The sequence below is a fragment of the Dietzia timorensis genome (genome assembly GCF_001659785.1).
Taxonomy (GTDB): domain Bacteria; phylum Actinomycetota; class Actinomycetes; order Mycobacteriales; family Mycobacteriaceae; genus Dietzia; species Dietzia timorensis.
In genome coordinates this window covers 2,382,998-2,409,490 of the sequence record NZ_CP015961.1, presented here as the reverse complement: position 1 = coordinate 2,409,490, position 26,493 = coordinate 2,382,998, and the positions used below count along the sequence as shown (strand labels likewise).

Here is a 26,493-nt window from a genome sequence, read left to right as displayed (position 1 = left end):
ACGCGTCGCAGTGGTGCCCGCGTCCCCGAGTGCGATTGGATAGAGGGGTGAGTGATTCCTCCGACCGCCCAGAGCCCGCGTCTACCGACGATGTCGAAGTCCCCGAAGACGACGCCACGCCACGCGGCCATGCGGCGCTCCTGGGCCCGCAGCAGGTGCGCGAGCTTGCCGATAGGCTCGGCATCCGCCCGACGAAAACTCTCGGGCAGAACTTCGTTCACGACGCGAACACCGTACGCCGTATCGTCGCAGCCGCGGGGATCACCCGAGCCGACCGCGTCGTCGAGGTCGGCCCCGGACTCGGCTCGCTGACCCTGCCGCTGCTCGACACCGCAGGATCCGTCGTCGCCATCGAGATCGACCCGGTCCTCGCGACGCAGTTGCCGGACACCGTCGCCGAGCGGGCGCCCGAACTCGCCGCGAACCTCGACATCGTCGCCGCCGACGCCCTCCAGGTCACCGCGGACGACCTCGGCGAGCCGCCGACCGCGCTCGTCGCGAACCTGCCCTACAACGTGTCGGTCCCCGTGCTGCTGCACCTCCTCGAGCTCCTGCCGAGCCTGCGCGTTGCGCTGGTCATGGTGCAGGCCGAAGTCGCCGACCGCCTCGCTGCCGCACCCGGCTCACGGGTTTACGGCGTACCGAGCGTCAAGGCCGCGTACTTCGGTTCGGTCAAACGCGCCGGGGCCGTGGGAAAGAATGTCTTTTGGCCCGCGCCCAACGTCGAGTCCGGTCTCGTGCGCATCGATATCCGCGCAGACCAGGGTTGGGAGGTCGGCCCGACGTCACAAAGCGCATTGTTCTCCGTCGTCGACGCGGCGTTCGCGCAGCGCCGCAAGACTCTCCGGGCTGCGCTGGGCGGCTGGGCCGGCTCGCCCGCGCGGGCCGAGGAGATCCTGCTCGCCGCGGGCGTCGATCCGAAGACCCGGGGCGAGCAGCTCACCGTGGCGGACTTCATGCGCATTGCCTCGGCTCGAAACGCAGACGGGGCCGAATCCGGCGCCGGGCAGGCCGCGGGGGAGTAGGGTCCACCGATGTCCGGGCCCGTAACGCGACCCCAGTCCGGCGAGACGCGTCGTCGTACCGCCACGGCGCCGGCGAAGGTCAACCTCCATCTCGGAGTCGGCCCGCGGCGTGCCGACGGTCTCCATGGAATCGTCACCGTCTATCAATCGGTGGGCCTGTGGACCCATGTCACCATGACGGCGGAGCCCGAATCCGGCACCGGCACCGTGACCTTCTCCGGTCCTTCGACATACGTAGAGCGAGGGGATGAGGACCTCGTGCGTGCGGCGGTCCGCCGGTGCTTCGAGACCGCCGGTCGCCCGGAGGAAGCAGTGCGCGTCGACATCGACTCCGACATCCCGGTGCGCGGGGGCATGGGCAGCGGCGCGGCGAATGCTGCCGCGTCTATCGTCGCCGCGAACGCACTCTTCGGGCTCGGATTGTCGCCGGCGCAGGAACTCGGGGTCGCGCAGTCACTCGGTAGCGATGTGCCGCTGTGCCTGCACGGTGGGACGATGCTCGGGATCGGGCACGGGGAGCAGGTGACCCCGATGCCGTGGCGCGGCGATCCACTTCACTGGGTCGTGGCGATGGCACGCGAGGGGCTTGGCGCCGAAAGCGTATTCGCCGAACTCGACCGCATGCGCGGCGCCGGCACCGCCCATCCGTCGGCGAGCTTCGACGCCGAGGACCAGCCCGTCGACGACGGCCACATCGACCTCGCACGAGCGCTCGCCGGGGGCGATGTCGACGAGATCGCCGCGAACCTCTACAACGATCTCGCCAATGCTGTCGCCTCGCTGCGTCCTGCCATACGCCGCACCCTGGAGGACGGCCGCGAGGCCGGGGCGCTCGCCGCAGTGATCGCGGGGTCGGGTCCGACGTGCCTGCTACTGTGCCGTGACGGCGCGTCCGCACTCGACGTGGCGACCGAACTGGCTACCCGTGGTTCCGCGCACGCGGTCCGCGCGATCACCGGGCCGACACGCGGGGCGCACATCACGGCGACCTAGCGCCGCGATATCCGCAGGCCGCGCGTAACATGGCTTATCGCTATGGCACATCTTCTCGGGGCAGAAGCCCTGCATCTGGAATATCCCACGAAGGTCGTTTTCGACTCGGTGTCCCTCGGCGTCAACGAGGGAGACCGCATCGGGATTGTCGGCCGCAACGGTGACGGAAAATCGAGTCTGCTCGCGATGCTCGCCGGCAGGCGCGAACCCGATTCGGGCCGGGTGACCGTGCGCGGCGGCGTCACCATGGGGGTTTTGGATCAGCAGGACACGCTCGACGGCGAGATGACGGTGGGCACCGCCGTGGTCGGCGAGGCCGCCGAGCACGAATGGGCCTCGGATCCGAAGGTGCGCGACGTCGTCAATGGTCTGCTTTCCGACCTCGACTGGCACGCGCTGGTCGGCACCCTCTCCGGAGGGCAGCGTCGCCGCGTCGCGCTCGCGAAACTGCTCGCGGGTGAATGGGACATCCTCGCGCTCGACGAGCCCACCAACCACCTCGACGTCGAGGCCATCACGTGGCTCGCCCAGCACATCAAGGGACGGTGGCCGAAGAACGCCGGCGGGCTCCTCGTCGTCACACACGACCGCTGGTTCCTCGACGAGGTGTGCACCGCTACCTGGGAGGTGCACGACCGCATCGTCGAGCCCTTCGACGGCGGGTATGCGGCGTACATCCTGCAGCGCGTCGAGCGGGACCGCCAGGCGGCCGCGGTCGAACAGAAGCGGCAGAACCTCGCCCGTAAGGAGCTCGCGTGGCTCCGCCGCGGTGCGCCCGCGCGTACCTCGAAGCCAAAGTTCCGCATCGACGCAGCCAACGAGCTCATCGCCGACGTTCCGGAAATCCGCAACAAGGTCGCGCTCGAATCACTCGCGGTCTCGCGGCTCGGCAAAGATGTCGTCGACATCGAGGACGTCTCGGTGTCCTACGGCGAGAAGGACGTGCTCCACGACGTCACGTGGCGGCTTGCTCCCGGCGAGCGCACCGGCATCCTCGGCGCCAACGGCGCGGGAAAGTCCACGCTCCTCGGGCTCATCACAGGCGATGTCGAGCCGTCGGACGGACGCGTCAAGCGAGGAAAGACCGTTCAGGTCGCCACGCTTACGCAGCAGACGCACGAGCTCGACAAGTACATGAACGACCCCGTCCGCGTGGTCATCTCCGAGCTGCAGACGACCTACACCTTCGGCAGTGGATCGAAGGCTCAGGAGATGACCCCGTCGCAGCTCCTCGAGCGCCTCGGCTTCGCCAGCGCGCAACTCTCCACGCCGGTCAAGGACCTGTCCGGCGGGCAGCAGCGGCGCCTGCAGTTGCTGCTCATTCTGCTCAGCCAGCCGAATGTGCTCATCCTCGACGAGCCGACCAACGACCTCGACACCGACATGCTCGCCGCGATGGAGGATCTGCTCGACTCGTGGCCGGGCACGCTCGTCGTCGTCAGCCACGACCGGTACTTCCTCGAGCGCGTCACCGATGACCAGTACGCGGTGCTTCAGGGGCACCTTCGCCACCTGCCCGGTGGCGTGGACGAGTACCTTCGCCGCAGCGCGGAGATCGCCAAGGGCACCGCGAGTTCCGGCGGCATGAAGTCGGCGACACCGACCGAAGCGACCGCTCACGCCGAACCCAAGCTGTCCGGGGCCGAGAAGCGTGCCGCGGAGAAGCAGTTGGCGTCGGTGGAGCGCAAGATGGACAAGGCCTCCGCCGAGATCGAGAAGCTGAACGCCGAGATGGCCGCGCACGACCAGAGCGATATCGGCGGGCTGTCCGACCTCGGCAAGAAGGTCAGCGCAAAGGAAGCGGAGATCGCCGAGCTCGAGGAACAGTGGATGGAGCTGTCGGAAGGGCTCGACTAGTGGCGGACCTGCGGTCGTCGACCCTGCCGCGCCCGGCGGTCTTCGCCATCGCCTCGGCGGCGATGATCGCCATCTTCATGTCCTCGGGCGTGCCCGTTCCGCTGTACAACATGTTCCGCGTCGACGACGGGATCACCGATGGCGACCTCGCGCTAACGACCGTCACCTACCTCGCGTTCACGGCGCTGTCGCTGTTGCTGTTGGGACGACTGTCGAACCACCTCGGCCGCAAACCCGTGATCATCGCGGCGCTGTTCTTCGCCATCGCCGGCTGCGTCGTGATGACCCAGGTCCATTCGCTCCCTGTACTCCTCGCAGCCCGCATGCTGCAGGGCCTGGCCTGCGGCCTCGCCTCGACCGCGGCGGGCGCGTTCGTCATCGACACCGCTCCGCGGGGCCGCCTCCTGTGGCTGCCCGCCGTGGTCACGAGCAGCGCCCCACCGTTCGCCATTCCCGTCGGCGCGTTGATCTCCGGGACGCTGTCCGAGTTCGCCCCGTTCCCGCGCACACTCACCCTCATCCTCGCGGTGGTCGTGCTCGCCCTCATCGCGGTTCTCGTCGCGTTGTGTCCTGAGACCATGCCTCGGCGAGGCGGCGCTCTCGGCTCCCTCGTCCCGCGAGTCCACGTGCCGCAGGGCTCGGGGCGGATCCTCGCCGCCGCGGGCTGCGCACTTGTGGCCACCTGGTCGTTCTCGGGTTTCTACCAGTCCTTTGCCCCGGGTATGACGGCGGACTATTTCCATTCGAGCAGCGCGCTGGTGATCTCCGTGGTCTTCGCCTCCGCGGTGATCCTCGCCCCGCTCGGCGGGAGCCTGTCGGGGCGCATGCAACCCGTGCACGCCTTTCGCCTCGGCCTCTGCTCCTTCCTGGTGCTCTCGGTGGCGATCATGGCATCGCTCCACGCCGGTGCCCTCGGCCCCTTCCTCGCCATCAGCCTTGTCGCCGGGCTCGCTCAGGGCGCTGCGAACAGCAGCGGCATGCGCGCCGTGCTCGGCAATGTCGACGCCTCCGAACGGGCGGGCACCCTCGCGACGATGTACCTCATCTCCTACAGCGGCGCCGCCATACCGGGGCTCGCCGCAGGGCAGGCGTCGAAATCGATCTCGCTCCCCGATGTCGGTACCGGCTACGTCGCGCTCGCGATGGTCGCGGGCATCGCCGCCCTCGTCATCACCGCATTCCGCCGAAAGGGACACAGCCCGGCGGCGCGCTGAGACAATCGCGCCTAGACAGGATCGCGAAAGGACGGACCCATGCCGGCGCACCACCTTGATCTGGCCACCCAGGGCGGTCTGGCCGACATTCTCCCCGCCGTCGCCGCCTCATACGGGATCGGCGGGGACGACTCTGCCACAGCCCCGTTCTCGCTCACCCCGAATCGTGACGTCGTGGTGCTGCTCATCGACGGTCTCGGAGCCACTCTCCTCGAGCAGCATCGCGAACTCGCGCCCACCCTGCACTCCCGCATCGCCCACACCATCGCCGCAGGATTTCCCGCCACCACTGCGACCTCGTTGTCGACGCTCGCGATCGGGGCTCCATGCGGTGCCCACGGCATCATCGGCTACAGCTTCGGGCTACCGGAGCAAGGGAGCGGCAGGAGGCTGTTCAACTCGCTGCGCTGGCGCTTCGACTCCGCGCGCGGCGAGGACGCCCGCGCCGATCTACCTCCCCGCGAGGCTCAACGACGTACCAGTCGCCTGGAACAACTCGCAGGAGCGGGCATCGAGGTGCACTATGTCGCGCCCGGCTACCAGGAGCATTCGGGTCTCACTCGCGCCTCGTTCCGCGCAGGCGGCACGTTCCACGACGCCTCTACAATTGACGAGGTTCGGAACGGCGTGCTCGAGGTCGCGGCGCTCCCGGGAACCCAGCGCCACTTCGTCTACGCCTACTACCCCGACCTCGATGCAGCCGGGCATATCTTCGGCCCCGGGTCACCGGAGTGGAAGGGCGAACTCATCAAGGTCGACACGCTCGTCGGGGACCTGCTGTCTGCACTGCCATCGACGACGACACTGCTCGTCACCGGCGACCACGGGATGATCGCGGCAGGACACGCGGTGAATCTCGACGCGGAGAAGGAGCTGGCGTCCGGCGTCATACTCGTGGCAGGGGAAGCGCGGGTGCGGCACGTCTACACCGAATCGCCTGCCGCGACGGAGGATGTGCGCGAGCGGTGGGCCGAGACGCTGGGCGAGCATGCCCATGTCGTGACGAAGGAGCAGGCGCTCGACGAACAGTGGTTCGGGCCGACACCGCCGAGCGCGGACATCGAGCGGCGGATCGGGGACGTGCTCGCGGTGGCCGAGGGGACGAGCGTGCTGCTGCGCCCCGCGGGCGAGCCCGACGAATCGACGATGGTCGGCCACCACGGGGCGTGGACCGCGGACGAGCAATTGGTTCCGCTCATCGCCGGGGAAGGGGCGGTTCGACAATGACGTCGGAGGTGTGGCGCGCGCTCGTCAGCCGCGGAGCTCCTGAGCGAGCATGACGATAATCCCGCTCGGTCCGCGTAGGTAGGAGAGCTTGAACACGTCGTTATAGTTGGCGACCCCGCGTAGGGGGTGGCAGTCGTGCTTCGCGGCTATGGCGAGGGCGGCGTCGATGTCGTCGACCTTGAATGCGACGCGATGCATGCCGATCTCGTTGGGAAGAGTGGGCTCGGTATCGATGGCGTCGGGGTGGATGTATTCGAACAGCTCCAGCCGGCCGTTGCCGTCGGGTGTCTGCAGCATTGCAATTCTCGCGTGGTTTCCGTCGAGACCCACGGCCGTGTCAGCCCACTCGCCGCTAACTGTGTCGCGGCCGATCACAGTGAGACCGAGGTCGGTGAAAAAGGCGATAGTGGCGTCAAGGTCGCGGACCGCAATGCCGACGTTCTCCAAGGATATGGCCATGTGCTGATGCTACCGGCGGGCGAGGAGCGAAAGCGCCTACTGTGTGGGTGGAACGCACGACCGTTGGGAGACCCCTGTGACTTCTGCTTTACGTCCCGTCCGCATCGCCGCGCAGATGGCGCCGCAACATTCGAGCTACGAGAACATCCGCGAGACCGCCGCCGAATTGGAGGCGATCGGTGTTGATGTGATCTTCAACTGGGATCACTTCTATCCGCTGAGCGGCGAGCCAGACGGCCTGCACTTCGAATCGTGGACGATGCTCGCGGCGCTCGCGGAGCAGACCTCCCGTGTGCAGATCGGCGCGCTGGTGAACTGCAACAGCTACCGCAATGCGAACCTGCAGGCCGATATGGCCCGCACCATCGACCACATCAGTGCCAAGGGCGGGGAGGGCCGGTTCATCTTCGGCACCGGCGCCGGCTGGTTCGAGAGGGACTACGACGAGTACGGCTACGAGTTCGGGACGGCCGGTTCGCGGTTGAACGCGCTCGCCCGCGACATGCCGATCATCGAATCGCGTTGGGGGAAGCTCAACCCGGCGCCGACTCGGAAGATTCCCGTGCTCATCGGCGGTGGCGGGGAGAAGAAGACGCTGCGGATCGTGGCTCAGCATGCCGACATCTGGCACAGCTTCTCCGACCCCGAAACGCTCGAGCGCAAGCTCGGAATCCTTGCCGAGCACGGCAAGGCCGTCGGGCGCGACACCTCCGAGATCGAGATCTCCACCGAGGTCGGAAGGCGCGAGGTGGAAGAGGTCGAGCAGGTCCGCGCGCTCGGCGCGTCGCTGTTTACGGTCGGGCTTTCGGGGCCGGATTATGACGTCGACGCGGTACGCAAATGGATCGCCTGGAGGGACGAGCAGAACGCGAAGTAGCGGTTAGCTTGGCGAGAGGAATTCCTTGCCTTCGGACTGACTTGTGCACTTGAACGTGTAGCCCATCGTCTGTGCCATGCCCGCAGACGGCGCACTGCACGACCAGCCGTCGAATTCGCGGATGCCTGAGTTCCCGTACTGAGCGACATCCTCTTGGGTCATGTTCGTGATGATCTCGGTGTATTCAGATGACACCTCGCGAACTTCGTCGCAATCCATCGGCGACGAGCCTGTGACCTGCATCGTGAGTGGGTCTCCGTAGGCCATTTGGATCCCCGGGCACGACGTGTCTTTCGCGGCGCTCGAGGTGGTGGCGCTCGCTCTATTGAGTCCGGGTGCCTCCGAGCGCACGGCGCCGTCGGCGTATTCGAAGGACTCTGTTTTGGTCTTGCAACTCAGCGAAGTGGCGCTCTCCGCCTTGCACGAGATGCCATCGACAACCAGAGTCTTGCCAGGCTCTAGGACCCTAAGATCCGAATTGTGCCCTCCTTCGAGCGGGCTATACCCGAATTCCAGCTGCGAGTCGGCGTCCGAAAGCTTGACGATATTCGCAGGAAGAGGTTTGTCCGAGATATTCTCATCGTTAATCTTCGGAGGAACATTGAGGGTTACGTTGCAGGAGAAGCTGTTATTCAAATCGGATCCGATCCAACATCCGTCGCCCGAGTCCTTCAGTCGAAATCCGAACGTAGAGCCGTAGACCCTGTATTGCTCCTTGTCGACGTGGCTATCGGAATCAGATGCGCTTGAGCTAGTGGAAGTCGATGTAAATGATGTCTGGCTCGCCGAAGTCGACGTCTCGCCTTGCGACGACGGGGACGCGGTTGTCATCGGCGCAGCTGCGTCGTCGGAATCGGTCGAACAGCCTGCAGCAACAAGGAGCGCCGATGCTCCGAGTGCGGCAGCGGTGGCTCGGAGGGCGTCCCGCCGGTACGAGTACATATAGCTCCAGAATCGATGAGGCATGTGGGCGACTTTCACATTCGGCGAATGACACGATACCCAGGAGCGCGCAACGTCGCTGAGGAACCGCTGAACGAAAGACGGCGGATCTACACGAATCTCGTGGCAAACGCGGCGCGTCCGACGTCATAAACATAAGCTCTTTGCATGAGCGAGAAGAAGAAGGACGACGACAAGAAGGCTTCGGCGAAGAAGCCGGCAAAGGCTGCGGGCAAGGGCGGGGCCAAGGCCGCGGGTAAGGCAGATGCGAAGTCGAGCGCTAAGAAGTCGGGCGCCAAGGCAAACAAGAAGACGAAGAAGGACACGCTGCCCAGCGGGCTGGAGAAGCTGCCGAAGAAGGCCTACAAGAAGGAAGTCAAGCGACTGCAGGCGGAGCTCGTCGAGATGCAGGCATGGGTCAAGGACACCGGTAGCCGGATGGTCGTGATCTTCGAGGGGCGCGACGCGGCGGGCAAGGGCTCGGCGATCAAGCGGATCACGCAGTACCTCAACCCGCGGCACGCGAAGGTCGTGGCGCTTCCCGCGCCAACCGAGAGGCAGACGACGCAGTGGTACTTCCAGCGCTACATCGAGCACCTCCCGGCGGCAGGGGAGATCGTGATCATGGACCGGTCCTGGTACAACCGCGCCGGCGTCGAGCGTGTCATGGGTTTCTGCACCACCGACGAGTACCGACGCTTCCTGCACCAGGCGCCGATCTTCGAGCGGCTGCTCGTCGAGGACGGGATCATGCTGCGCAAGTACTGGTTCTCGGTGTCCGACGAGGAGCAAGAGCGCCGCTTCCGTGACCGCGCGTCCGACCCGATGCGGCGGTGGAAGCTGTCGCCGATGGACATCGAGTCGATCAACCGCTGGGAAGAATATTCACGGGCGAAAGACGAGATGTTCGTGCACACCGACATCCCGGAAGCTCCCTGGTACACGGTGGAATCCGAGGACAAAAAGCGCTCCCGGATCAACGTGATGAGCCACCTACTGTCGACCGTTCCGTGGGAGCGGCTCGATCCTCCGAACCTGGAGATTCCTGAGCGTACGTCTACGGGAACGTACGAGCGACCGCCCCGGGAGGAGTTCAAGTACGTCCCTGACGTCGCGGCAAAGCTGCTCGAAAAGGGGTAAGTTCACGGGGGTATCGGTTAACGATTTCCGCGCGTTTGCGATCTATTAGAGTTCGTACAAAATTCTTTTAGTCGCAAGAGCGGGGGCGCGGCAGTGGCGCGGAAAATCAGGGGAACTCGGAAACTTCGGGCATGGATGTCGGCAATGGTGGCAGGTGTTCTCGTGGTGTCGACACCGGCGGTGGTGTCCACGCCGGTCGCCGGGGCACAGTCCGAGGTCATTGCTAACCCATCGGGTTCGGCCGAGACCATCCAGGACGGCATCCGCTCGAGCCTCGGGCTCATCGCCAACGGCTCCGCCTTCAACAGCAATGCGCCTACGTTGGCGCCGCTTTCGGCGGGTGTCGAACCGCTGAGCGCGGCCTCGTCAGGGGACGGTGGGAGATCGGCGACCGCACCTGCGCTCGTGGGTGCGACGTTCCTGATGTCGCTGATCCCGGTCGGTTCGCTCGCCAACGGCGGCCAACTGGCGGCGCTCTCCCTCGGCGCGGACACGCTGACGGCGGCGGCCGGTTCGTTCACCGGCGAGGGATACCCGGCGCCGCAACCGGACCCGGAAATCAACGAGACCCGTTTGGTCAGCCGAGAGGTCCAGGAAGACCACCAGGGGCCGGGTCGCCTCGAGCATTGGACCGTGTCGTCGGCGAAGATGCAGCGCGAGGTCGTTCTCGAAGTCTTCCTGCCTTCCGAGGACAAGGGCCCCGCTCCGGTGCTCTATCTTCTCGAGGGCGTGGACACGGTCCTGCCGACCCCCTTCCGGACGCGCACCAACGTCGCGCAACGAGTTGAGGATGAGAACGTAATCGCGGTTGCTCCGTCCGGCGCGCCGGGTGCGAACTGGGCCGAGTGGATCAAGGACGATCCGCGCCTCGGCCGAAATAACTGGGAAACCTTTATCGCCGAGGAGTTCCCGTCGATCATCGGCGCCGAGTCCGATATCGACCTCAACGGAAAGAGCGGCGTACTCGGGTTGTCCATGGGCGCCGGGTCCGCGTTGCGTATCGCCGCGAACCACCCCGGCCACTTCGCCGCGGCGGGAGGCGTCTCCGGCTGCTACAACGCCACCGACGATCTCGGCTACGAAACCATCCGCCTCAACGTCGAAACCCGCGGCGGCAACCTCGACAACATGTGGGGTCCGCGAGGCAGCGAGCTGTGGCAGCAGAACCACCTTCCGGCGAACGCGGACAAGCTCGCCGGGACGCACGTGTTCATGTCCGCGGCAACCGGTGCGCTCGGGCCCCAGGACATTCAGCAGTACGGCGCCGAGCCGGGCGTGCTGTTCTCCGGTTACATCCTCGAAGCGGGCGCCCGCGAGTGCACGAATCAGATGTCGCGCGCGCTCAATCGTGCGGGCGTCGAGCACGACACGTTCTATATGCCGACCGGAATCCACAACTGGACCGCCTTCGGCCCGGGAATGAACGCGGCGTTCGACTCGATGCTCCCCGTGCTCAAGTAACGGAACCGCGGGGCGAGGATTGAGTGAATCGCGCCTCACGCAGTGGGCGGAAAACGTAAGCTTGGGCCCATGAGTGATTCGATAATTTCTGCTCGCACGGGCCGCGTGGGCCACATTCAGCTCGACCGGCCGAAGGCGCTCAATGCGCTCACCGTGGAGATGATCGAGGCGATCGACGCCGCGCTCGTCGAATGGTCCGATGCCGGGGCGGTCGACTCCGTCCTGCTCACCTCGACCTCGCCGAAGGCATTCTGCGCCGGAGGAGACATCAAGGCGGTCCGCGAGGCGGTCGTCTCCGGCGACCCCGCGGAGGGGCGCAAGTTCTTCGAAGTCGAGTACGCGATGAACGCACGCATCGCGAACTTCCCCGTGCCGTACGCTTCCGTCCTGTTCGGCGCGACCATGGGCGGCGGCATCGGCGTCTCGGGCCACGGCTCGCACCGCATCGTCACCGAAACCCTCATGTCGTCGATGCCGGAAACCGCCATCGGTTTCATCCCCGACGTCGGCGCCTCCTGGCTCCTGCCGCGCTTCGCCGGCGGCGGCGACCTCGGCCTCGCCATGGCCAAGTACCTGGGCACAACCGGCGCGCGCATGGGCGCCGCTGATGCCCTCTACCTCGGCTTCGGCACCCACTTCATTTATGACGCCGTACGTCCCGATTTCCAGGACACTGCCCTCGAATCCGGCTTGGACCAGGCGCTCGACGAGCACTGCAGCGACCCGGCCGAGGCCGGGGATTCGCCGATCCGCGCTCAGGAGGAGTTCATCGCCCGCGCGTTCTCCCGCGACACGATCGAGGAGATCCTCGGCGAGCTCGATTCGATGGCTTCTTCGTCCGGCGCGGCCGCGGACTGGGCAACCTCGGCCCGCGAGGCGTTGCAGTCGCACTCGCCGACGTCGGTCGTGGCCACGCTGGAATTGATGCGCGCCGGATCGCAGGTTTCCTCGGTCGAGCAGGCGCTGCGCAACGAACTCGAGCTCGGCGCGCTCGTGTGCCAGGGCCCCGACTTCCCGGAGGGCGTGCGCGCAGTCCTCGTCGACAAATCGCGCGATGCCGCGTGGCAGCCTTCGTCGTTCGCCGACGTCGACGTCGAGGCCATCCGCCAAGCCTTGACCACGAACTAGCCGGCGGCCCCGGCGAAAATCTCGCCCCACACACAAACCGCAAGTGCAGTCACCTTTCACCGTTGTCATGACGCGGTGAAACGTGACTGCGCCTGCGGTCTCTTTACGTCGTGGCCCCAGTCGGCACCCGCAGCTACGGCAGCTCGACGGGGTGCTCGTCCTTCACGGCATCCCGCGGCTTCGGACGATGCGTAAATGTCCAGTACTTGTTCACGAGGAACGTCACCGGTGTCGAGACGATAATGCCGACGCCGTTGGCCCAGTACAGCCTGTCGCGGAGGAACGAGGAGTCGTCGAAGATGCTATCGGGCAGGTGCAGGGGAGACGTCGGGTTCATCAGCAGCGTCGTTACTGCGGCGGTCACCGCGAGACCGAAAAGCCCGACTACGAGGAACGGCGTGTACTTCGTCCGCACCCCTTCGAGATGCTCGAGATCCTTCTTCGAGAACGTGAACCGTTTGTTGAGGAAGAAATTCCACAGGTTCGCGATGAGGAAACTCACGGCGATAAACACGTGGTAGAGACGAATGTTGAAGTCTGTGAGCGGCAGCGGAAGAACGACTTCGTTTACGCTTGCGGCGCCCCAAATGTCCACGACCGCCGACTTGATGAGAAACAGCGACACCGTGTTTACGACGAAACCCGATCCGCCGATCATCGCGTACAAGCCGAACTGGACGTAGCCGGGAAGCTTGTGTTGCGAACTCATGAGATCGGGGCCGAGGTAGAAGGGGCTATTGCAGTGGACATTAACTTCCGAGTTTAATCCGCTGCAGGACGAATCCGTGGCTAACTTCGCCGGGCGGTGCGCCTAGTGTGCCTTTTTTCCCGGCGTCGCTCGCGCTTCTTCTCGCTTCCCGTCGACACCATGAATGTGGAGAACCAACCCATGCGGGGATCGGTGTCGATAAACAATGCCTTGAAGGCGAGAGTCAGCGGCACCGCGAGAATCGCGCCGAGCGGTCCGGCGACGAGTGACCAGAACGCGAGCGAGAGGAATGTCATCGTCGGTGTCAGGCCCACGGCATCGCCGGTGAACTTCGGCTGGATAAAACTCTGCATCACCAGGTTGATCACCGAATAGATGACCACGACCCAGAGCGCCGTCGAGGGCCCGCCTATGAGCAGCGCGAACAATGCCGGCGGGACGAGCCCGAGAACGAAACCGATATTCGGGATGTAGTTCGTGATGAACGCGAGTACGGCCCACACCCCGGCGAGCGGAACACCAAGGATGATCAGAGCGACCCAGTCCATCGCCGCCACGATGAGACCGAATGCGGTGGAAACGATCCAGTAGCGCCGGATGCCATGCGAGAACTCCTCGAGTGATTCGGCGACGCGGGGGCGCAACGAGGTGACCCGGTCCCATCGCGAGCCGAGGCCGGGAACGTCGAAGCACAAGAAGAAGATCGTCACGACAAGGATCGCGAGCATGGTGCCGAGCGAAGAGAGCGAACCCGCGGCCGTCTGCACGTAGCCGACGATCTGGTCGGGCTGCACGTTACCGAACGATTCGCGGATCTGATCCTCGGATAGGCCGAAATCGCCGAGCCACATGATGGTGTCGTCATAGAGCTGCGTGAATCGGTCCTGATAAAGCGGAATCTCTTCCGCGGCTACCCAGACCGACCACACGAGCGAGGCCACAAATGCAGCGAGCAGAGCGTACAACACAAGCAGCAACCCGACAGAGGCAAGCACGCCTGGCATGAACTTCGCCAGCAACCGTTGCAGTGGCATCCCCGCAATTACCAGGTTGACGGCGAGGAACGCGGGCATCAAGATGCTTGCGGTTTCGCGAAGACCGAACACGGCGATCACCAGCGCCGCGACCCCGACCAAAGCGATCGCTGTCACGCCCCAGGGAGACGAAGAAGACTCCGAATTCTCGCCGGCACTAGCACCGTCGCCAGAGGACGGCTCCGCCTGGTCGGCGCGGACTTCCGCGGCGGCGATCTGTGCGGATTCGCTAGAAGGCGCATCGCCGTTCGTGTCATCGTTGCTCACGCTATCGAGATTACGTGAGAATGCCCGAAGCAAACCTACGCGTCGGCCACCAGCGGCTCGATGGTGAGGTGGTCGAGTTCCTTCTCGATGTACGCCAGGCGCCACTTGTCGCCGAAGAGCGCCAGCAGCTCGCCGTCAGACCTGGTGAAGACCTCGACGCCTCGCTGCCGGCCGAGCTCGGCCGCGGACTCCGAGTCCGTGCCGCGGGCGATCGTGTAGGGCAGGTTCTCGACGACGACCTCGATCTTGAACTCGGCCATCATCCGCGCGGTGACGACCTCGAACTGCATCGGCCCCACCGCGGCCATCACCGGATTCGCCTCGCCGCGCAGGTCGTTGCGCAGGATCTGCACGACACCCTCGGCGGCGAGTTGGTCGACGGCCTTGCGGAACTGCTTGTACTGGCCGAGGGACTTCGCGCGCAGCACCGCAAAATGTTCGGGCGCGAACTGTGGGATCGGCTTGAACTGCACCTTCTTGCCCGAGTACAGGGTGTCACCGGGCGCGAGCGCCGTCGCGTTGACGAGTCCGACCACGTCGCCGGGGTAGGCGGTCTCGACCGTTGTGCGATCGCGGCCGAACACCGTCAGCGCATATTTGGTGGCGAACGGCTTGCCCGTCTGCGCGTGGGTCACCACCATCCCGCGGTCGAATTCGCCGGAGACGACCCGCATGAATGCCAGCCGGTCGCGGTGCGCGGCATCCATGCCCGCTTGCACTTTGAAGATGACGGCGGAGAACTCATCCGTCACGTCGCGCTCGGTCTCGGCGACCGTCTCCCGGGCGCGAGGCGGCGGCGCGAGATCGACCAGCGCGTCGAGGATCTGGTGGACACCGAAGTTGAGCATCGCGGAAGCGAAGATCACCGGAGAGGTCTCGCCGGCGAGGTACAGCTCGGAGTCGTGGTCCTGGCCCATCGCCGAGAGCAGCTCGGATTCCTCTACAGCTGTAGTCCACGCCTCGCCCTCGAGAGAAGCCGCCGCGTCCGGGGTGTAGTGCGTTTCTGGCGCGATCGTAGAACCGCCTGCGGTGCGCGTGAACTTGATGTACTCGGACGGCTCGCCGTCCTCGCCGCGCCGCAGCAATCCGCGGTAGTCGCCGGCGATACCGACGGGCATGTACAGGGGAGTGGGCACGAGCCCGATCTCGTCGGAGATCTCGTCCATGAGCTCCAGCGGCGATTGTCCCGGCCGGTCCCACTTGTTCACGACCGTGATGATCGGGATGCCCCGCTGTTTACACACGCGGAACAGCTTGAGCGTCTGTGGCTCGAGCCCCTTGGCCGCGTCGATGAGCATGACCGCCGCGTCGACCGCGGTGAGCACCCGGTAGGTGTCCTCGGAGAAGTCGGCGTGGCCGGGGGTGTCGACGAGGTTGATGACGTTCGGTGGCTCCGCCTTCGCCCCCGCGGCGGCTGCGGCCCGGTTCGCCTCGGCGCGCGCGTCCTCGTCGAACTCCGTGCCCGACGCGGAGGGAACGGGGTCTTCGCCGCGGCGGTAGGTGAACTGCAGCGCGGTCGAGGACACCGAGATCCCGCGCGCCTTCTCCATCTCCATCCAGTCCGAGACCGTGGACTTGCGGCCGGACTTTCCGTGCACGGCGCCGGCCTCGTTGATCACGCGCGCGTGCAGCGCGAGCGCCTCGGTGAGTGTCGATTTACCGGCGTCCGGGTGCGAGATCACCGCGAAGGTGCGCCGCCGGGCGACCTCTGTCGCGAGATCGCCCGATCCCTCGCCAGAGCCCTCGCCCTCGGCGCCGATCGCGCCGGCGTTCGCCTTGTCCTCCGCCTCAGTCACCGAATCGCCCCTGTCCCGCCCGCGCGGGCGGTTGCTCCGAAAAACGTACAGCTATATAGGTTACGTCCTCGCACCGCATTCGCCCCAACCTCCGCGCACGGTTACGAGAGGGTGGCCAACACATTTATGACGTCGGAGGTGCTGGTTTCACCCAGGGGAAGTGCTCATGAACGTTTCCTTTGACCCCTTCCCGAAGGCCGTGAGGAACGCAAGAATCTTCTGAGAATGTCGCAGTGCGTGGGCCGACTTCTTGCCCACGATCCTGCGTCGATATCGACAATGCTCAGTTGAAAGGCTCCTTTCGTGTCTCCCAAAAATCAGTGCCGCTTCGCGGCCTCGGCGGTCGCCGTCGTGACCCTCGTCGGCGGCACCCTCGTCGTCGTGCCCTCCTCCGCGGGCGCCCAGGAGGATCAGGCCGCAGGCGGTAACGAGATCACCTTGCTCGGCATCAACGACTTCCACGGCCGGATCAACGCCGAGGGGCCGTCGACCGTGGCCTTCGCGGACACGATCCAGACGCTGCGCAGTGAGTACGGCGAGGACTCGACGGCCCTGATCTCCTCGGGAGACAACATCGGTGCCTCGCTGTTTGCGTCCTCCTTCGAGCAGGATGAGCCGACGATCGATGTGCTCAATGCGCTCGGTCTGGAGACTTCGGCCGTCGGAAACCACGAATTCGACCGTGGTATCGACGACCTGGGCGGCCGCGTGTCCGACTCTGCCGACTGGAGTCATCTCGCGGCGAACGTCACCGTAGACGGCGAGCAGATGCAGCCGTACGAGGTACTCGACATCAATGGCGTCAAGGTGGGCGTTATCGGCGCCGTCACCGAAGAGACCCCGGCGCTGGTGTCGCCGACCGGCATCGAGGGCGTCGAGTTCTCGGATCCGGTGGACGCCGTCAACGAGGCGGCAAAGGATCTCAAGGACGGCAACGAGGACAACGGCGAGGCCGACGTCATCGTCGCGTCCTACCACGAAGGCGCCGCGACCGGCGCCTCGCTCGAGGCCGCTCGCGATGGCGGTGTCTTCTCCAAGATCGTCGACGAGACCTCTGCGGATGTCTCGGCCATCTACACCGGGCACACCCATCAGACCTATACCTTCGAAGCGCCGGGCCCCGACGGCGAGGACCGGCCGGTGATCCAGACCGGCTCCTATGCGTCGAACATCGGGCGTGTCACCCTCACGGTGGATCCCGAAACCCACGACGTCACCGGGTATGAGCAGGAAAACGTACCGGTTCCGTCGAAGGCGGACGCCGCGAATCTAAGTGATCCGGTTGTCGCCGAGGTCAAGGAGATCGTCGACGGAACGCTGCAGCGTGCGAAAGTCGAGGGAGAGAAGCCTGTCGGCGCGGTGTCGGGCGATATCACGACGGCGCATGCCGGTGGCAAGCGCGACGATCGCTCCTCCGAGTCGGCGCTCGGCAATCTCGTGGCGGAGTTCATGGTCGATGCCGTCGCCGACCGCGGCGGAGCGCAGATCGGTTTCATGAACCCGGGCGGGCTCCGCGACGAGTTGCGTAACGACCCCGAGGGCGCCGAGGACAACATCAACAAGGCCGAGGCTAACGGTGTCCTTCCGTTCGCGAACACCATCGTCACGATGAAGATGACAGGAGCGCAGATCAAGAGCGTCCTCGAACAGCAGTGGCAGCCCGACGGCAGCTCGCGCCCGTTCCTGGCACTCGGCACGAACGATGCGCTCACCTGGACGTTCGATCCCACGCGCGAGCGTGGTGACCGCATCACCTCGGTGAGCTTCGAGGGCCAACCCATCGACGAAAGCGAAAGCTACTCGGTCGTCTCGCAGAGCTTCCTCGCCGGCGGCGGCGACAACTTCACCGAATTCGCGGAGGCCTCTGACAAGTCCGACACCGGCCTCATCGACTCGGACACGTGGATGGACTACATCAGCGAGAACTCGCCGCTCGAGCCGGACTTCTCGCGCCGCGCGATCGCTGCGAAGGACCTTCCCGACACCGTCGCCGCGGGGGAGACCGCGAGCTTCACGCTGTCGGACCTCAACCTCACCTCGCTCGGCGCAACGAAGGCCACCAAGGCGACCGTGAAGCTCGGCGAGGTCGAGCTCGGCACCTTCGATGCCACGTCCGAGGTCGATGAGTCGACGTTCGGGGCAGGCGCCTTCGCCGCGCCGCTCGACGGCAAGGTAGACATCGACGTCGAAATCCCCGCCGATGCGCCGGCGGGGGCGCAGATCCTCACTGTCGAACTCGACAACGGCACGGTCGTGTCGATTCCGGTCACCGTCGGTGCGGGTGAGGATGATGGTGACGACGACACCGACGCCCCGGGCGCCGGAAGTCTTGCGAGCCTGGCCCCGGTCTTCGGTTCTTCGGTCGCGTTGCTCCATGTCCTCGGCTTCGAGGGCGCGAACGCCGAGGGCAGCCTCGAGGCCCAGACCATCGGCAGCTAGCCAGGAGAGGGCGGCCCCGGCCGCTCGCGGCCTCTACATAGTGACGGCGAGCTCTCTCAGCACCCGCTGGGCGAGCTCGCCGTCTCCGTCTATCCGGATGTCATTCGACACGTCGGCTGGCCCGACTCTTCCGCCGTAGAGCCGCGCGAACACGCCCGCCGGCATTTCAAGTGCGACGGTGGGGTCGATGGGTGCCTCATCGAGGAGCCGTGCCCGTCCTTCGACGGACACGGACACAGTGCGGCCCGCAGGGCCGGTAAGTCGCAGTGTGAGGGTGGACCCCTCGGGCGCGGACGCGCGTTTGCCGACGACGTAGCCGAGCTTGCCGATCATCTCCTCGACCGCGATGGACGCTGCCGGCGACTCCATCCCTCCCGGCGCCGAGGCAGCGTCGCGCAGATCCTGCTCGTGCATCCAGCAGTCGAAGATGCGTATGCGCATGAACTTTGCGTAGGAACCCTTACCCTTCGGTGTCCACGACTCGGCGAAGAAGTCCGCGTCCGACATCGCGCGCAACGTCTCCGCCCGCGAGCCGGAGATCGCGTCGAACCGGTCGAGCAGTTCTGCCGTGTCCACGCCGCGAAAGTGCTCGATCCACGCCTGGTTGAGCTCGCCGATCTCGTTGCGCACGAACGAGGGCATCTCGTCGCCGGACGACGGGGTCTGCTCGCCGGCAAGCATCGATTCGGTGCCGATGATGTGGGAGATGATGTCGCGCGAACTCCAGCCGGGGCACGGCGTCTGGGCGCCCCAGTCATCCTCGTCGAATGTAGAGGTGAGCTCGCGGATTGCCGTCCACTCGCCGGTGAGGGCGTCGATGATCTGCTCGCGTTCAGTAGTGGGATTCTCGGTGGCCATGCAAGAAATGTAGCGCCGGCGGTGCCGCATGTTGGAGGAACGATCCAATTCGACGGTCGGCTGGAAATACTTTTCGGACGGTATCAAAGTGAAAGGCGGGGGAGGACCCCAGTCGTGCTCTGCGCCCCACGGTGGCGACGCAGTCTCGCAAGGGCCGACAATGAAGGACGAACGACGTCACAGGAACCGACGATCCGAAGATGCAAAGAGGGGATAAGGCGTGAAGATCGCAGTATTGGGAGCAACCGGGACGGCCGGGCGCGAAGTCGTCCGCCACGCCCGAGCCAACGGACATGACGTCGCCGAGCTCAGCCGCAGCGCCGGCATCGATCTCGCCGCCGGAACCGGGCTTGTCGAGGCATTCGCCGGAAGCGACGTCGTCATCGACGCGTCCGCCCCGCAGGGTGGAAGCAACAGCGATGTCGTCGCAGTCCACAAGGCCGCGGCGCAGCATATTTCGAAGGCGGCGCAGGAAGCCGGCGTCGGCCACCTCGTGTACCTGTCGATCTGCAACATCGGCGATGCCTGCTTCGACGAGTTCGACTACTACGTCGCCAAGCGCGAGCAGGAGGACGTGTACTCGGCCTCGCCGCTCGCGACGAGCATCGTCCGTTCGGCGCAGTGGATGGAGTTCGCAACCAACCCCGCGGCGGTGCAGTTCTCCGATCGCGATGTCGTCGTCTCCGACTGGCTGATCCAGCCGATCGCGGTGTCGGAGGTCGCCGGTTCGCTCGTGCGCACCGCAGAGGGCGACCCCACCAATTATGACGTCGCAGGCCCGGAACAGATCCGCCTGCCAGAGCTCACCGAGCGCCTTCTCCGTGCGCGAGGAGACGAGCGCCCGGTGCGGTCCGAGGAGCCGCCGATCGCGCAGCTGGCGACCGGGGTGCTGCTCGCCCCGAAGGGCGCAGAAATCCTCGGCCCCACGCCGTCACAGTGGGTGGACACCGTCGTCGAATAACCAGACGGCCCAAGGCCGTGCAATAGGTCCGGCCGTGTAAGCGGGGATAGAGACGAAGGAGCGGGGCCGCATGATCGCGGCCCCGCTCCATTGGTCGTGTGGAGATGTTGGCGTGGTGGTGTTGGCGTGGTTGTGCCAGGGTCAGGCCCCGGCGTCGACCTTCTCCACTTCCTTCGGCCGGGCAAAAGGCGTCTTGCTCTTGCGGCCCTCGCGCACGCGGCGCTCGAGCCAGCCGGCGAACTTCGTCAACGAGTAGTTGAGGATGATCATGATGACGGCAACCACGAACAGCGCGGCGAGGTAATTGCGGTAGTACGAGGCGGACTGGATGCCCGAACGCACGACCTCGACGTAGCCGATGATGTAACCGAGGGCGGAGTCCTTGAGCGCGATGACCATCTGCGCCACGATCGCCGGGAGCATGGCGGTGATGGCCTGCGGGAGCAGGATCATCCGCATGGTCTGACCGGGGCGAAGCCCGAGGGCGACCGCAGCCTCGTTCTGGCCCTTCGGCAGCGAGTGCACGCCGGACCGGATGATCTCGGCGATCACCGAACCGTTGTAGAAGGTCAGACCGAAGACCACCGCGGCGAGTGCGAGGTAGGTCGACGGGAACACCTGGTACAGCGAGAACAGCTGGTAGGCGAAGATCATCAGCAGCAGCACCGGGATAGCGCGGAAGAGCTCGACGATGATCGCCGAGATCCACCGCAGCGCGGCGTTCTGCGACATGCGTCCCACCGCGAGGACCAGGCCGAGGACCATGGCGAGCACGATCGACAACACAGCAGCGACGATCGTGCCGACCAGCCCGGGGAGGATGTAAGTGGTCCAGGTCGTTCCCTTGAGGAAAGGCGACCACTTCTCGCCCTCGAGCTGACCGTTCTGGCCGAGGATGACGAGCACATACGCGACGATCGCGATGAAGATGATGATCGAGGCGACGGCGATGCCGCCGTAGAGCTTGCGGGCCTTGGGGCCCGGAGCGTCGTAGAGAACCGTTGCGTTTGTACTCATCGCTTAACCGCCACCTTCTCGCTGACCTTGCCCAACAACAGGCCGACCGGGAGTGTGAGAATTACGAAGCCGAGCGCGATCACCGCGAAGATGACGTAGAGATCGCCGGCGTAGGACTCGATGGTCGACTTCATCAACAACGATGCTTCGGCGACACCGATCACCGAGGCGATCGTCGTGTTCTTGATCAGCGCGATGAGCACCGAGGCGAGCGGGTTGATGACCGAGCGGAACGCCTGCGGCAGGACGATGAGCCCGAGGATCTGGCCGAAGCCAAGCCCCAGCGAACGTGCCGCTTCCGCCTGGCCCATGGGCACCGTGTTGATGCCGGAGCGCAGCGTCTCACACACGAACGTCGACGTGTAGAGGATGAACGCGAGGACCGCGAGGTTGAAGTTGTTGTTCTCGATGAAGTGATCGTTTTCCGGAGCCAGGGCGAGGCCGAGGTTCTGGTACAGGCCCATCGAGCAGAACAGCACCACGAGCGTGAGTGGGGTGTTTCGCACGATGTTGACATAGGCGGCCGAGAAACCGCGGAGGATCGGCACCGGGCACACTCGAAGCGCAGTGAGGATGGTGCCCCAGATGAGCGAGCCGATGGCCGAGAAAAATGTGAGCTTGATGGTCATCCAAAAGGCCGGCCACAGAGCAGGTCCAAATTCTTCCCACATGGATTAATGCACCTCCTAACTGAGGAACGAGAGGTCGCCGGGGGTCGGCGGTTCGGGGATCGGGTAGCCGGACGCCTCCATGGCGTTACCGACGTTGCGCATGAACGCTTCCTCCCACGCGCCGGATTCGATCATTTCCTCCAGCGCCGCGTTGATAGCGTCGACGGATTCCTGATCGCCCTTGGTCACGCCGATGCCATAGCGCTCGGTGGAGAACGGGGAGCCGGCTTCGGACTTGACCGAGCCATCGTCGTCGAGGACGTCTTCGAGGTTGTTCATCTCGACGAGCTCGAATTCGCCCGGGTACTGGTCGGCGAAGCCGGCCAGGATCGTGGCGTCCGTGGTGAGCGCGTCGACCTTCTCGCGATAGACGGCCTCGACGCACGACGAATACGAGTCGAACTGCTGGAGCTGCACGGCCGGGAGCTGCTTCTGCACGTTCTGCGCGGAAGTGGAGCCGGTGACCGAGCACAGCTTCCGGCCGGCGTTGAGATCCTCGAGGGTCTCGAGTCCTGTGTCATCCTTGCGGACCAGGAGCGCCTGGTAGGTCGTCAAATACGGACCGCCGAAGGACACACGCTCGGCGCGGGAGTCGTTGATCGAGTACGTTGCCGCGATGAAGTCGACCTCACCGTTGGCGATGAGATTCTCACGCTGCGCGGACGGGGCTTCCTTCCAGCTGATCTCGGGCTCTTCGACGCCGAGGGAGCGGGCGATCGAGTTGACGACATAGCGGGACACATCGGCGTCAAAGCCGGTGATCTCTTTGTCCGGTTCGCGGACGCCGAGCCCCGGCTGGTCATACTTCTCGCCGAGGACGACGTGGCCGCTCTTGATCGAATTGACCACGCTGCGCGGCTCGGAGCTGCCACACGCGGCGAGCAGTCCGGAGGCGAGCACCGCGGCCAGGAGCGCCGCGAACGGGCGTTTCACTGCTGAGGAGGGGCGGGTGGCGTGATTCATGATCGACACCGCCCTAGTGTCCGAGGATCTTGCCGAGGAAGTCCTTGGCGCGATCGGACTCGGGGTTCGAGAAGAAGGTCTCCGGATCGGTGTCCTCGACGATGGCGCCCTCGGCCATGAACAGGACGCGGTCGCCGACCTTCTTGGCGAAGCCCATCTCGTGCGTCACCACGAGCATGGTCATGCCTTCCTTGGCGAGCGAGCTCATCACGTCGAGCACTTCCTGGACCATCTCGGGGTCGAGCGCGGACGTAGGCTCGTCGAAGAGCATGACCTTCGGCTCCATCGCGAGCGCGCGGGCGATCGCCACGCGCTGTTGCTGTCCACCGGACAGCTGGGCCGGGTACTTCTGGGCCTGGTTGGCGATGCCGACTCGGTCGAGCAATTCCATGGCCCGCTTCTCGGCTTCCGCCTTCGACTTCTTCTTCACCTTCTTCGGCGCGAGGGCGACATTCTCGAGGATCGTCTTGTGGGCGAAGAGGTTGAACTGCTGGAACACCATGCCGACCTCCTCGCGGAGTTTGGCGAGGTGCTTGCCTTCTTCGGGCAGGAGATGGCCGTCGATGTGGATTTCGCCGGAGTCGATGGTCTCGAGGCGGTTGATGGTGCGACACAGGGTCGACTTGCCGGAACCCGAGGGGCCCAGCACGATGACGACCTGGCCTTGCGGCACGTCGATGTTGATGTCGCAGAGGGCGTGGTAATCGCCGAAGTATTTGTCCACCTTTTGGATGGAAATCATCGGGGTTCCCGCGGCGCCCGTGGCTTTGGGGTCTGAAGAACTCATGAGGGGCACATTAGTGCGTCTGAGACCACCATGGTGGCAGGTGGTGAGTATTTCTCCTACTTGTTACAAAGCGCCCCGAATTTCCCGTCGATTCAGGGGGAGACCACGGGCGCCACCGGCCTCCCTCTACACCTTTAGTGCACGGCGTTCTGCGCCGCCTCGAGCCCCGCGTCGAGAATCTTTCTGACGGCGTCGGAGCTGTCCGCCATGAGGATCGGCACGTCGGCGATCTCGTGCTTGGCGAAGGGCTTGAGCACGAAATCCGCAACGCCCATACGCCCGGGCGGGCGGCCGATGCCTGCGCGCACGCGGATGTAGTCCTTGGTGCCGAGCGCCTGGGAGATCGAGCGGAGGCCGTTGTGCCCTCCCTCTCCGCCGCCACGCTTGAGGCGGACGGTGCCGAAATCGATGTCGAGCTCGTCGTGGATCACGATGAGATCGGCCGGCGCGACCTTGAAATACTTGCACAACGCCGCAACGGGCCCGCCGGAGACGTTCATAAACGACCGAGGCTTGGCGAGGATCACCTGGTGGCCGTCGATGCGGGTCTGGGCGATCTCGCTGTTGGTGCGTTTATGCACAGAGAACGACGCCGGCATCGGCGAGGCCGCGTCGGCGAGTTCGTCGCACACCATCGCGCCGATGTTGTGGCGGGTAGCGGCGTAGGCAGGGCCGGGGTTACCCAGGCCGACGATAAGGCGAGGAGCGGTCTGATCGGACACGGCTGCCATCTTCCCAGATTGCCTACTTCCTGCGTAGCAGGACCTCACCGGCCGTGGCGACGACGGCATCGGTGATCCTGTCGAGCACCATCGAACGAACGCGCCAGTGCTGCCAATACAGCGGCACGTGGTGCGGGTTGTCTGGGGCGACCGAGAGTAGTGAGCCATCGGCGAGATAGGGCTCGGCTTGTTGCTCGGTGAGCAATCCCCAGCCCAGCGACATGCGCACTGCGCGGATGTACTCACTGGTGGCGGGGATGGCGTGGCGCGGTGCCTCGGAATTCGCTCCGACGAGGCTGCGGAAGAAGGCGGACTGCATGTCGTCGCGATCGTCGAAGTCGACGACGGGCACGGTCTTGAGGACTTTATTGCGGGTGCGGACGTCGACGTCATCGCCGATGCCGTAGCGGGAGACGAGCTCGGGTGATGCACAGGCGAAATAGCGCATCGTGCCGAGCGGGACGACTCGGCAGCCCTGCACCGGGGTCTTATCGGAGGTGACGGCGGCCATCACCTCGCCCCGGCGGAGGAGCTCGGTCGAATGCGCCTCGTCCTCTCTACGGATGTCGAAAGCGATGCGTGGTCCGAATTCCGCAGACACGAGGGCGTCGAGGAACCAGGACGACAGCGAGTCGGCGTTGACGGCGATGGGTACGGAGAGATGGGGGAGCGGAGCGCCCGTGGAATCGGCGCCTTCGCCGTCATACAGCACTGATTCGCGGGAATCGAGTTCGACGGCGAGGACCTGCTCGAGGTGCAGCATCTGGCGGGCGGTTCGCAGCAGGGTTTCGCCCGCCTCGGTGGGCAGGACGGGCTTATCGCGGCGCACGAGAACGCGCCCGGCCGCGTCTTCGAGCGCGCGGATGCGCTGGGAGATGGCGGGCGCGGTGACACCAAGGGACGCCGCCGCCTGGTCGAAGGTGCCGTGATCGACGACGGCGACGAGCGTGCGGAGTTGATCGAGATTGAGCGTGGCCATAAGGAGAGTTTACGGTACAGAAAAATAATTAGTTTGAGTTTTCTGGACGGGGGTCCTAACTTTGCCCTCGTGACCTTCTCATTTTCAGTTCTCGGCCTGGGCTTTGTGACGGCGATCGCGCTTATCGCGGCGGTCGGCGCGCAGAATGCCTTCCTCCTGCGTCACGCGCTGCGCGGCGCGATACCCGTGTGGCCGCTCGTCGTGGTGTGCATTGTCAGCGAGATGGGCCTGATCACCCTCGGGGTGACCGGAGCCGGCGCCGTGATGGCGTCCGCGCCGTGGGCGATGACGCTGATCACCTGGTTCGGAGTCGTGTTCCTGGTGAGCTACGGGATCTTCGCGCTCCGGCGGGCCTGGGTTGGCGGATCCGCGCTCGAAGTGCCCGCCGACACAGAGAAGGCGGTGGCGATGGAACGCGAGCGCAAGACCGTGGCGGCCGGTGCCGCGATGGTTCCTGCAGGCGGTTCAGGTAATTCTGACGGACTGACACTGGGCGGCGGGAATGTCGCCGCCGACGAGCCCGCTCGCTCGGGCGAGAGTTCGGAAGGGCGCGGCCGTCCGCGCATCGGCGGGCCGCTGCTCGCTGCGATCGGCGGGATGCTCGCCTTCACCTGGCTCAACCCGCACGCCTACATCGATTCGGTGGTTGTTCTTGGCTCCGTCGCCAATGGCCATGGCGACCTGCGTTGGGCGTTCGCGCTCGGCTGCTTCCTCGCCGGGATCACGTGGTTCTGCCTCGTCGGCTTCGGCGGGAAGGCGCTGCGCGGGCTGTTCGCCAACCCGGTCGCGTGGCGGGTGCTCGACGTGATCATCGCTGTGGTGATGTTCGCGATGGCGGCGATGCTCGCGCTGCACTAGTTCGGCGTGTTCGGGCGGCGAAGGGGAGCAGGCCGTCCGACGTCATAAATGGCCGAAGGGCCGGAAGTTCGAAGTGAACTTCCGGCCCTTTGACTGTGTCCGGGCGGTG

At 65.4% G+C, this 26,493-nt stretch carries 24 protein-coding genes; 12 read left to right on the top strand and 12 right to left on the bottom strand.

What is annotated here, in order from left to right:
* Window positions 1-47: 47 nt before the first annotated feature.
* Genes rsmA through BJL86_RS11065 form a run of 5 tightly spaced genes read left to right on the top strand, consistent with a single transcriptional unit; the run spans window position 48 to window position 6,316 of the window.
* Window positions 48-1,025 (top strand): 16S rRNA (adenine(1518)-N(6)/adenine(1519)-N(6))-dimethyltransferase RsmA, encoded by a 978-nt coding sequence (gene rsmA / locus BJL86_RS11085; RefSeq protein WP_075844970.1) that lies wholly within the window; start codon window positions 48-50, stop codon window positions 1,023-1,025.
* A gap of 9 nt (window positions 1,026-1,034) precedes the next feature.
* Window positions 1,035-2,018: a 4-(cytidine 5'-diphospho)-2-C-methyl-D-erythritol kinase gene (locus tag BJL86_RS11080; protein WP_067473867.1), complete on the top strand. Its 984-nt coding sequence runs from the start codon at window positions 1,035-1,037 to the stop codon at window positions 2,016-2,018.
* Window positions 2,019-2,060: 42 nt separating this feature from the next.
* Entirely contained in the window at window positions 2,061-3,875 is a 1,815-nt protein-coding gene (locus tag BJL86_RS11075; RefSeq protein WP_067473870.1) for an ABC-F family ATP-binding cassette domain-containing protein, read from the top strand.
* Window positions 3,875-5,089 (top strand): MFS transporter, encoded by a 1,215-nt coding sequence (locus tag BJL86_RS11070; RefSeq protein WP_067473872.1) that lies wholly within the window; start codon window positions 3,875-3,877, stop codon window positions 5,087-5,089. Before BJL86_RS11075 ends, BJL86_RS11070 begins: the two co-directional genes overlap by 1 nt.
* Before the next feature lie 39 nt (window positions 5,090-5,128).
* Window positions 5,129-6,316 carry an alkaline phosphatase family protein gene (locus BJL86_RS11065; RefSeq protein ID WP_067473874.1) on the top strand — a complete coding sequence of 396 codons (1,188 nt, stop codon included), beginning with the start codon at window positions 5,129-5,131 and terminating at the stop codon, window positions 6,314-6,316.
* A 24-nt stretch (window positions 6,317-6,340) separates the two neighbouring features.
* Here the strand turns inward: BJL86_RS11065 and BJL86_RS11060 are convergent, their stop codons facing one another.
* The gene (locus BJL86_RS11060) at window positions 6,341-6,775 is read right to left on the bottom strand and encodes a VOC family protein (protein WP_067473877.1); all 435 of its coding nucleotides are present in this window, start codon (window positions 6,773-6,775) and stop codon (window positions 6,341-6,343) included.
* 76 nt (window positions 6,776-6,851) lie between these two features.
* On the opposite strand from BJL86_RS11060, the gene BJL86_RS11055 reads away from it, so the two are divergent.
* On the top strand, window positions 6,852-7,652 hold the full coding sequence (locus BJL86_RS11055) for an LLM class F420-dependent oxidoreductase (RefSeq protein WP_067473880.1): 801 nt from the start codon (window positions 6,852-6,854) through the stop codon (window positions 7,650-7,652).
* A 3-nt stretch (window positions 7,653-7,655) separates the two neighbouring features.
* Here the strand turns inward: BJL86_RS11055 and BJL86_RS11050 are convergent, their stop codons facing one another.
* Window positions 7,656-8,288 (bottom strand): hypothetical protein, encoded by a 633-nt coding sequence (locus BJL86_RS11050; protein WP_156515285.1) that lies wholly within the window; start codon window positions 8,286-8,288, stop codon window positions 7,656-7,658.
* A gap of 474 nt (window positions 8,289-8,762) precedes the next feature.
* On the opposite strand from BJL86_RS11050, the gene ppk2 reads away from it, so the two are divergent.
* The 3 genes from ppk2 (at window position 8,763) to BJL86_RS11035 (ending at window position 12,323) form a co-directional block, all read left to right on the top strand.
* A complete protein-coding gene (ppk2, locus tag BJL86_RS11045) occupies window positions 8,763-9,734 on the top strand; it encodes a polyphosphate kinase 2 (protein ID WP_082908458.1) in 972 nt (323 codons plus the stop codon).
* Window positions 9,735-9,878: 144 nt separating this feature from the next.
* Window positions 9,879-11,195, top strand: a complete 1,317-nt coding sequence (locus BJL86_RS11040; protein WP_067473886.1) for an alpha/beta hydrolase — start codon at window positions 9,879-9,881, stop codon at window positions 11,193-11,195.
* Window positions 11,196-11,264: 69 nt separating this feature from the next.
* Complete coding sequence (locus BJL86_RS11035; RefSeq protein ID WP_067473889.1) at window positions 11,265-12,323, top strand: enoyl-CoA hydratase/isomerase family protein; 1,059 nt, start codon at window positions 11,265-11,267, stop codon at window positions 12,321-12,323.
* A 133-nt stretch (window positions 12,324-12,456) separates the two neighbouring features.
* On the opposite strand, the gene BJL86_RS11030 is transcribed toward BJL86_RS11035, so the two are convergent.
* The 3 genes from BJL86_RS11030 to BJL86_RS11020 form a co-directional block, all read right to left on the bottom strand.
* On the bottom strand, window positions 12,457-13,032 hold the full coding sequence (locus tag BJL86_RS11030) for a GtrA family protein (protein WP_067473891.1): 576 nt from the start codon (window positions 13,030-13,032) through the stop codon (window positions 12,457-12,459).
* A gap of 80 nt (window positions 13,033-13,112) precedes the next feature.
* Window positions 13,113-14,333: an AI-2E family transporter gene (locus BJL86_RS11025; RefSeq protein ID WP_075844968.1), complete on the bottom strand. Its 1,221-nt coding sequence runs from the start codon at window positions 14,331-14,333 to the stop codon at window positions 13,113-13,115.
* A gap of 35 nt (window positions 14,334-14,368) precedes the next feature.
* Window positions 14,369-16,093: a peptide chain release factor 3 gene (locus tag BJL86_RS11020; RefSeq protein ID WP_067473950.1), complete on the bottom strand. Its 1,725-nt coding sequence runs from the start codon at window positions 16,091-16,093 to the stop codon at window positions 14,369-14,371.
* 339 nt (window positions 16,094-16,432) lie between these two features.
* Here BJL86_RS11020 and BJL86_RS11015 point away from each other — a divergent pair, with 339 nt between their 5' ends.
* Window positions 16,433-18,568 carry a bifunctional metallophosphatase/5'-nucleotidase gene (locus BJL86_RS11015; protein ID WP_067473895.1) on the top strand — a complete coding sequence of 712 codons (2,136 nt, stop codon included), beginning with the start codon at window positions 16,433-16,435 and terminating at the stop codon, window positions 18,566-18,568.
* 33 nt (window positions 18,569-18,601) lie between these two features.
* Here BJL86_RS11015 and BJL86_RS11010 read toward each other — a convergent pair whose 3' ends face one another.
* Window positions 18,602-19,426 carry a maleylpyruvate isomerase family mycothiol-dependent enzyme gene (locus tag BJL86_RS11010; protein ID WP_067473897.1) on the bottom strand — a complete coding sequence of 275 codons (825 nt, stop codon included), beginning with the start codon at window positions 19,424-19,426 and terminating at the stop codon, window positions 18,602-18,604.
* Window positions 19,427-19,646: 220 nt separating this feature from the next.
* Between BJL86_RS11010 and BJL86_RS11005 the strand changes: the two genes are divergently transcribed.
* Window positions 19,647-20,387 carry an SDR family oxidoreductase gene (locus tag BJL86_RS11005; RefSeq protein WP_067473899.1) on the top strand — a complete coding sequence of 247 codons (741 nt, stop codon included), beginning with the start codon at window positions 19,647-19,649 and terminating at the stop codon, window positions 20,385-20,387.
* Between the two features lie 141 nt (window positions 20,388-20,528).
* On the opposite strand, the gene BJL86_RS11000 is transcribed toward BJL86_RS11005, so the two are convergent.
* From BJL86_RS11000 to BJL86_RS10975, 6 genes are all read right to left on the bottom strand, one after another.
* Window positions 20,529-21,404 carry an amino acid ABC transporter permease gene (locus tag BJL86_RS11000; RefSeq protein ID WP_067473901.1) on the bottom strand — a complete coding sequence of 292 codons (876 nt, stop codon included), beginning with the start codon at window positions 21,402-21,404 and terminating at the stop codon, window positions 20,529-20,531.
* Window positions 21,401-22,075, bottom strand: coding sequence for an amino acid ABC transporter permease (locus tag BJL86_RS10995; RefSeq protein ID WP_067473904.1), 675 nt, complete (start codon window positions 22,073-22,075; stop codon window positions 21,401-21,403). The genes BJL86_RS11000 and BJL86_RS10995 overlap by 4 nt, the downstream gene beginning before the upstream one ends.
* 15 nt (window positions 22,076-22,090) lie before the next feature.
* The gene (locus tag BJL86_RS10990) at window positions 22,091-23,038 is read right to left on the bottom strand and encodes a glutamate ABC transporter substrate-binding protein (RefSeq protein WP_067473953.1); all 948 of its coding nucleotides are present in this window, start codon (window positions 23,036-23,038) and stop codon (window positions 22,091-22,093) included.
* Between the two features lie 13 nt (window positions 23,039-23,051).
* The gene (locus BJL86_RS10985; protein WP_156515290.1) at window positions 23,052-23,780 is read right to left on the bottom strand and encodes an amino acid ABC transporter ATP-binding protein; all 729 of its coding nucleotides are present in this window, start codon (window positions 23,778-23,780) and stop codon (window positions 23,052-23,054) included.
* 179 nt (window positions 23,781-23,959) lie between these two features.
* Window positions 23,960-24,547: an aminoacyl-tRNA hydrolase gene (gene pth, locus BJL86_RS10980; protein ID WP_067473956.1), complete on the bottom strand. Its 588-nt coding sequence runs from the start codon at window positions 24,545-24,547 to the stop codon at window positions 23,960-23,962.
* A gap of 22 nt (window positions 24,548-24,569) precedes the next feature.
* Window positions 24,570-25,526 carry a LysR family transcriptional regulator ArgP gene (locus tag BJL86_RS10975; RefSeq protein WP_067473913.1) on the bottom strand — a complete coding sequence of 319 codons (957 nt, stop codon included), beginning with the start codon at window positions 25,524-25,526 and terminating at the stop codon, window positions 24,570-24,572.
* A 69-nt stretch (window positions 25,527-25,595) separates the two neighbouring features.
* Here BJL86_RS10975 and BJL86_RS10970 point away from each other — a divergent pair, with 69 nt between their 5' ends.
* Window positions 25,596-26,384, top strand: coding sequence for a LysE/ArgO family amino acid transporter (locus BJL86_RS10970; protein ID WP_067473915.1), 789 nt, complete (start codon window positions 25,596-25,598; stop codon window positions 26,382-26,384).
* Window positions 26,385-26,493: the final 109 nt, after the last annotated feature.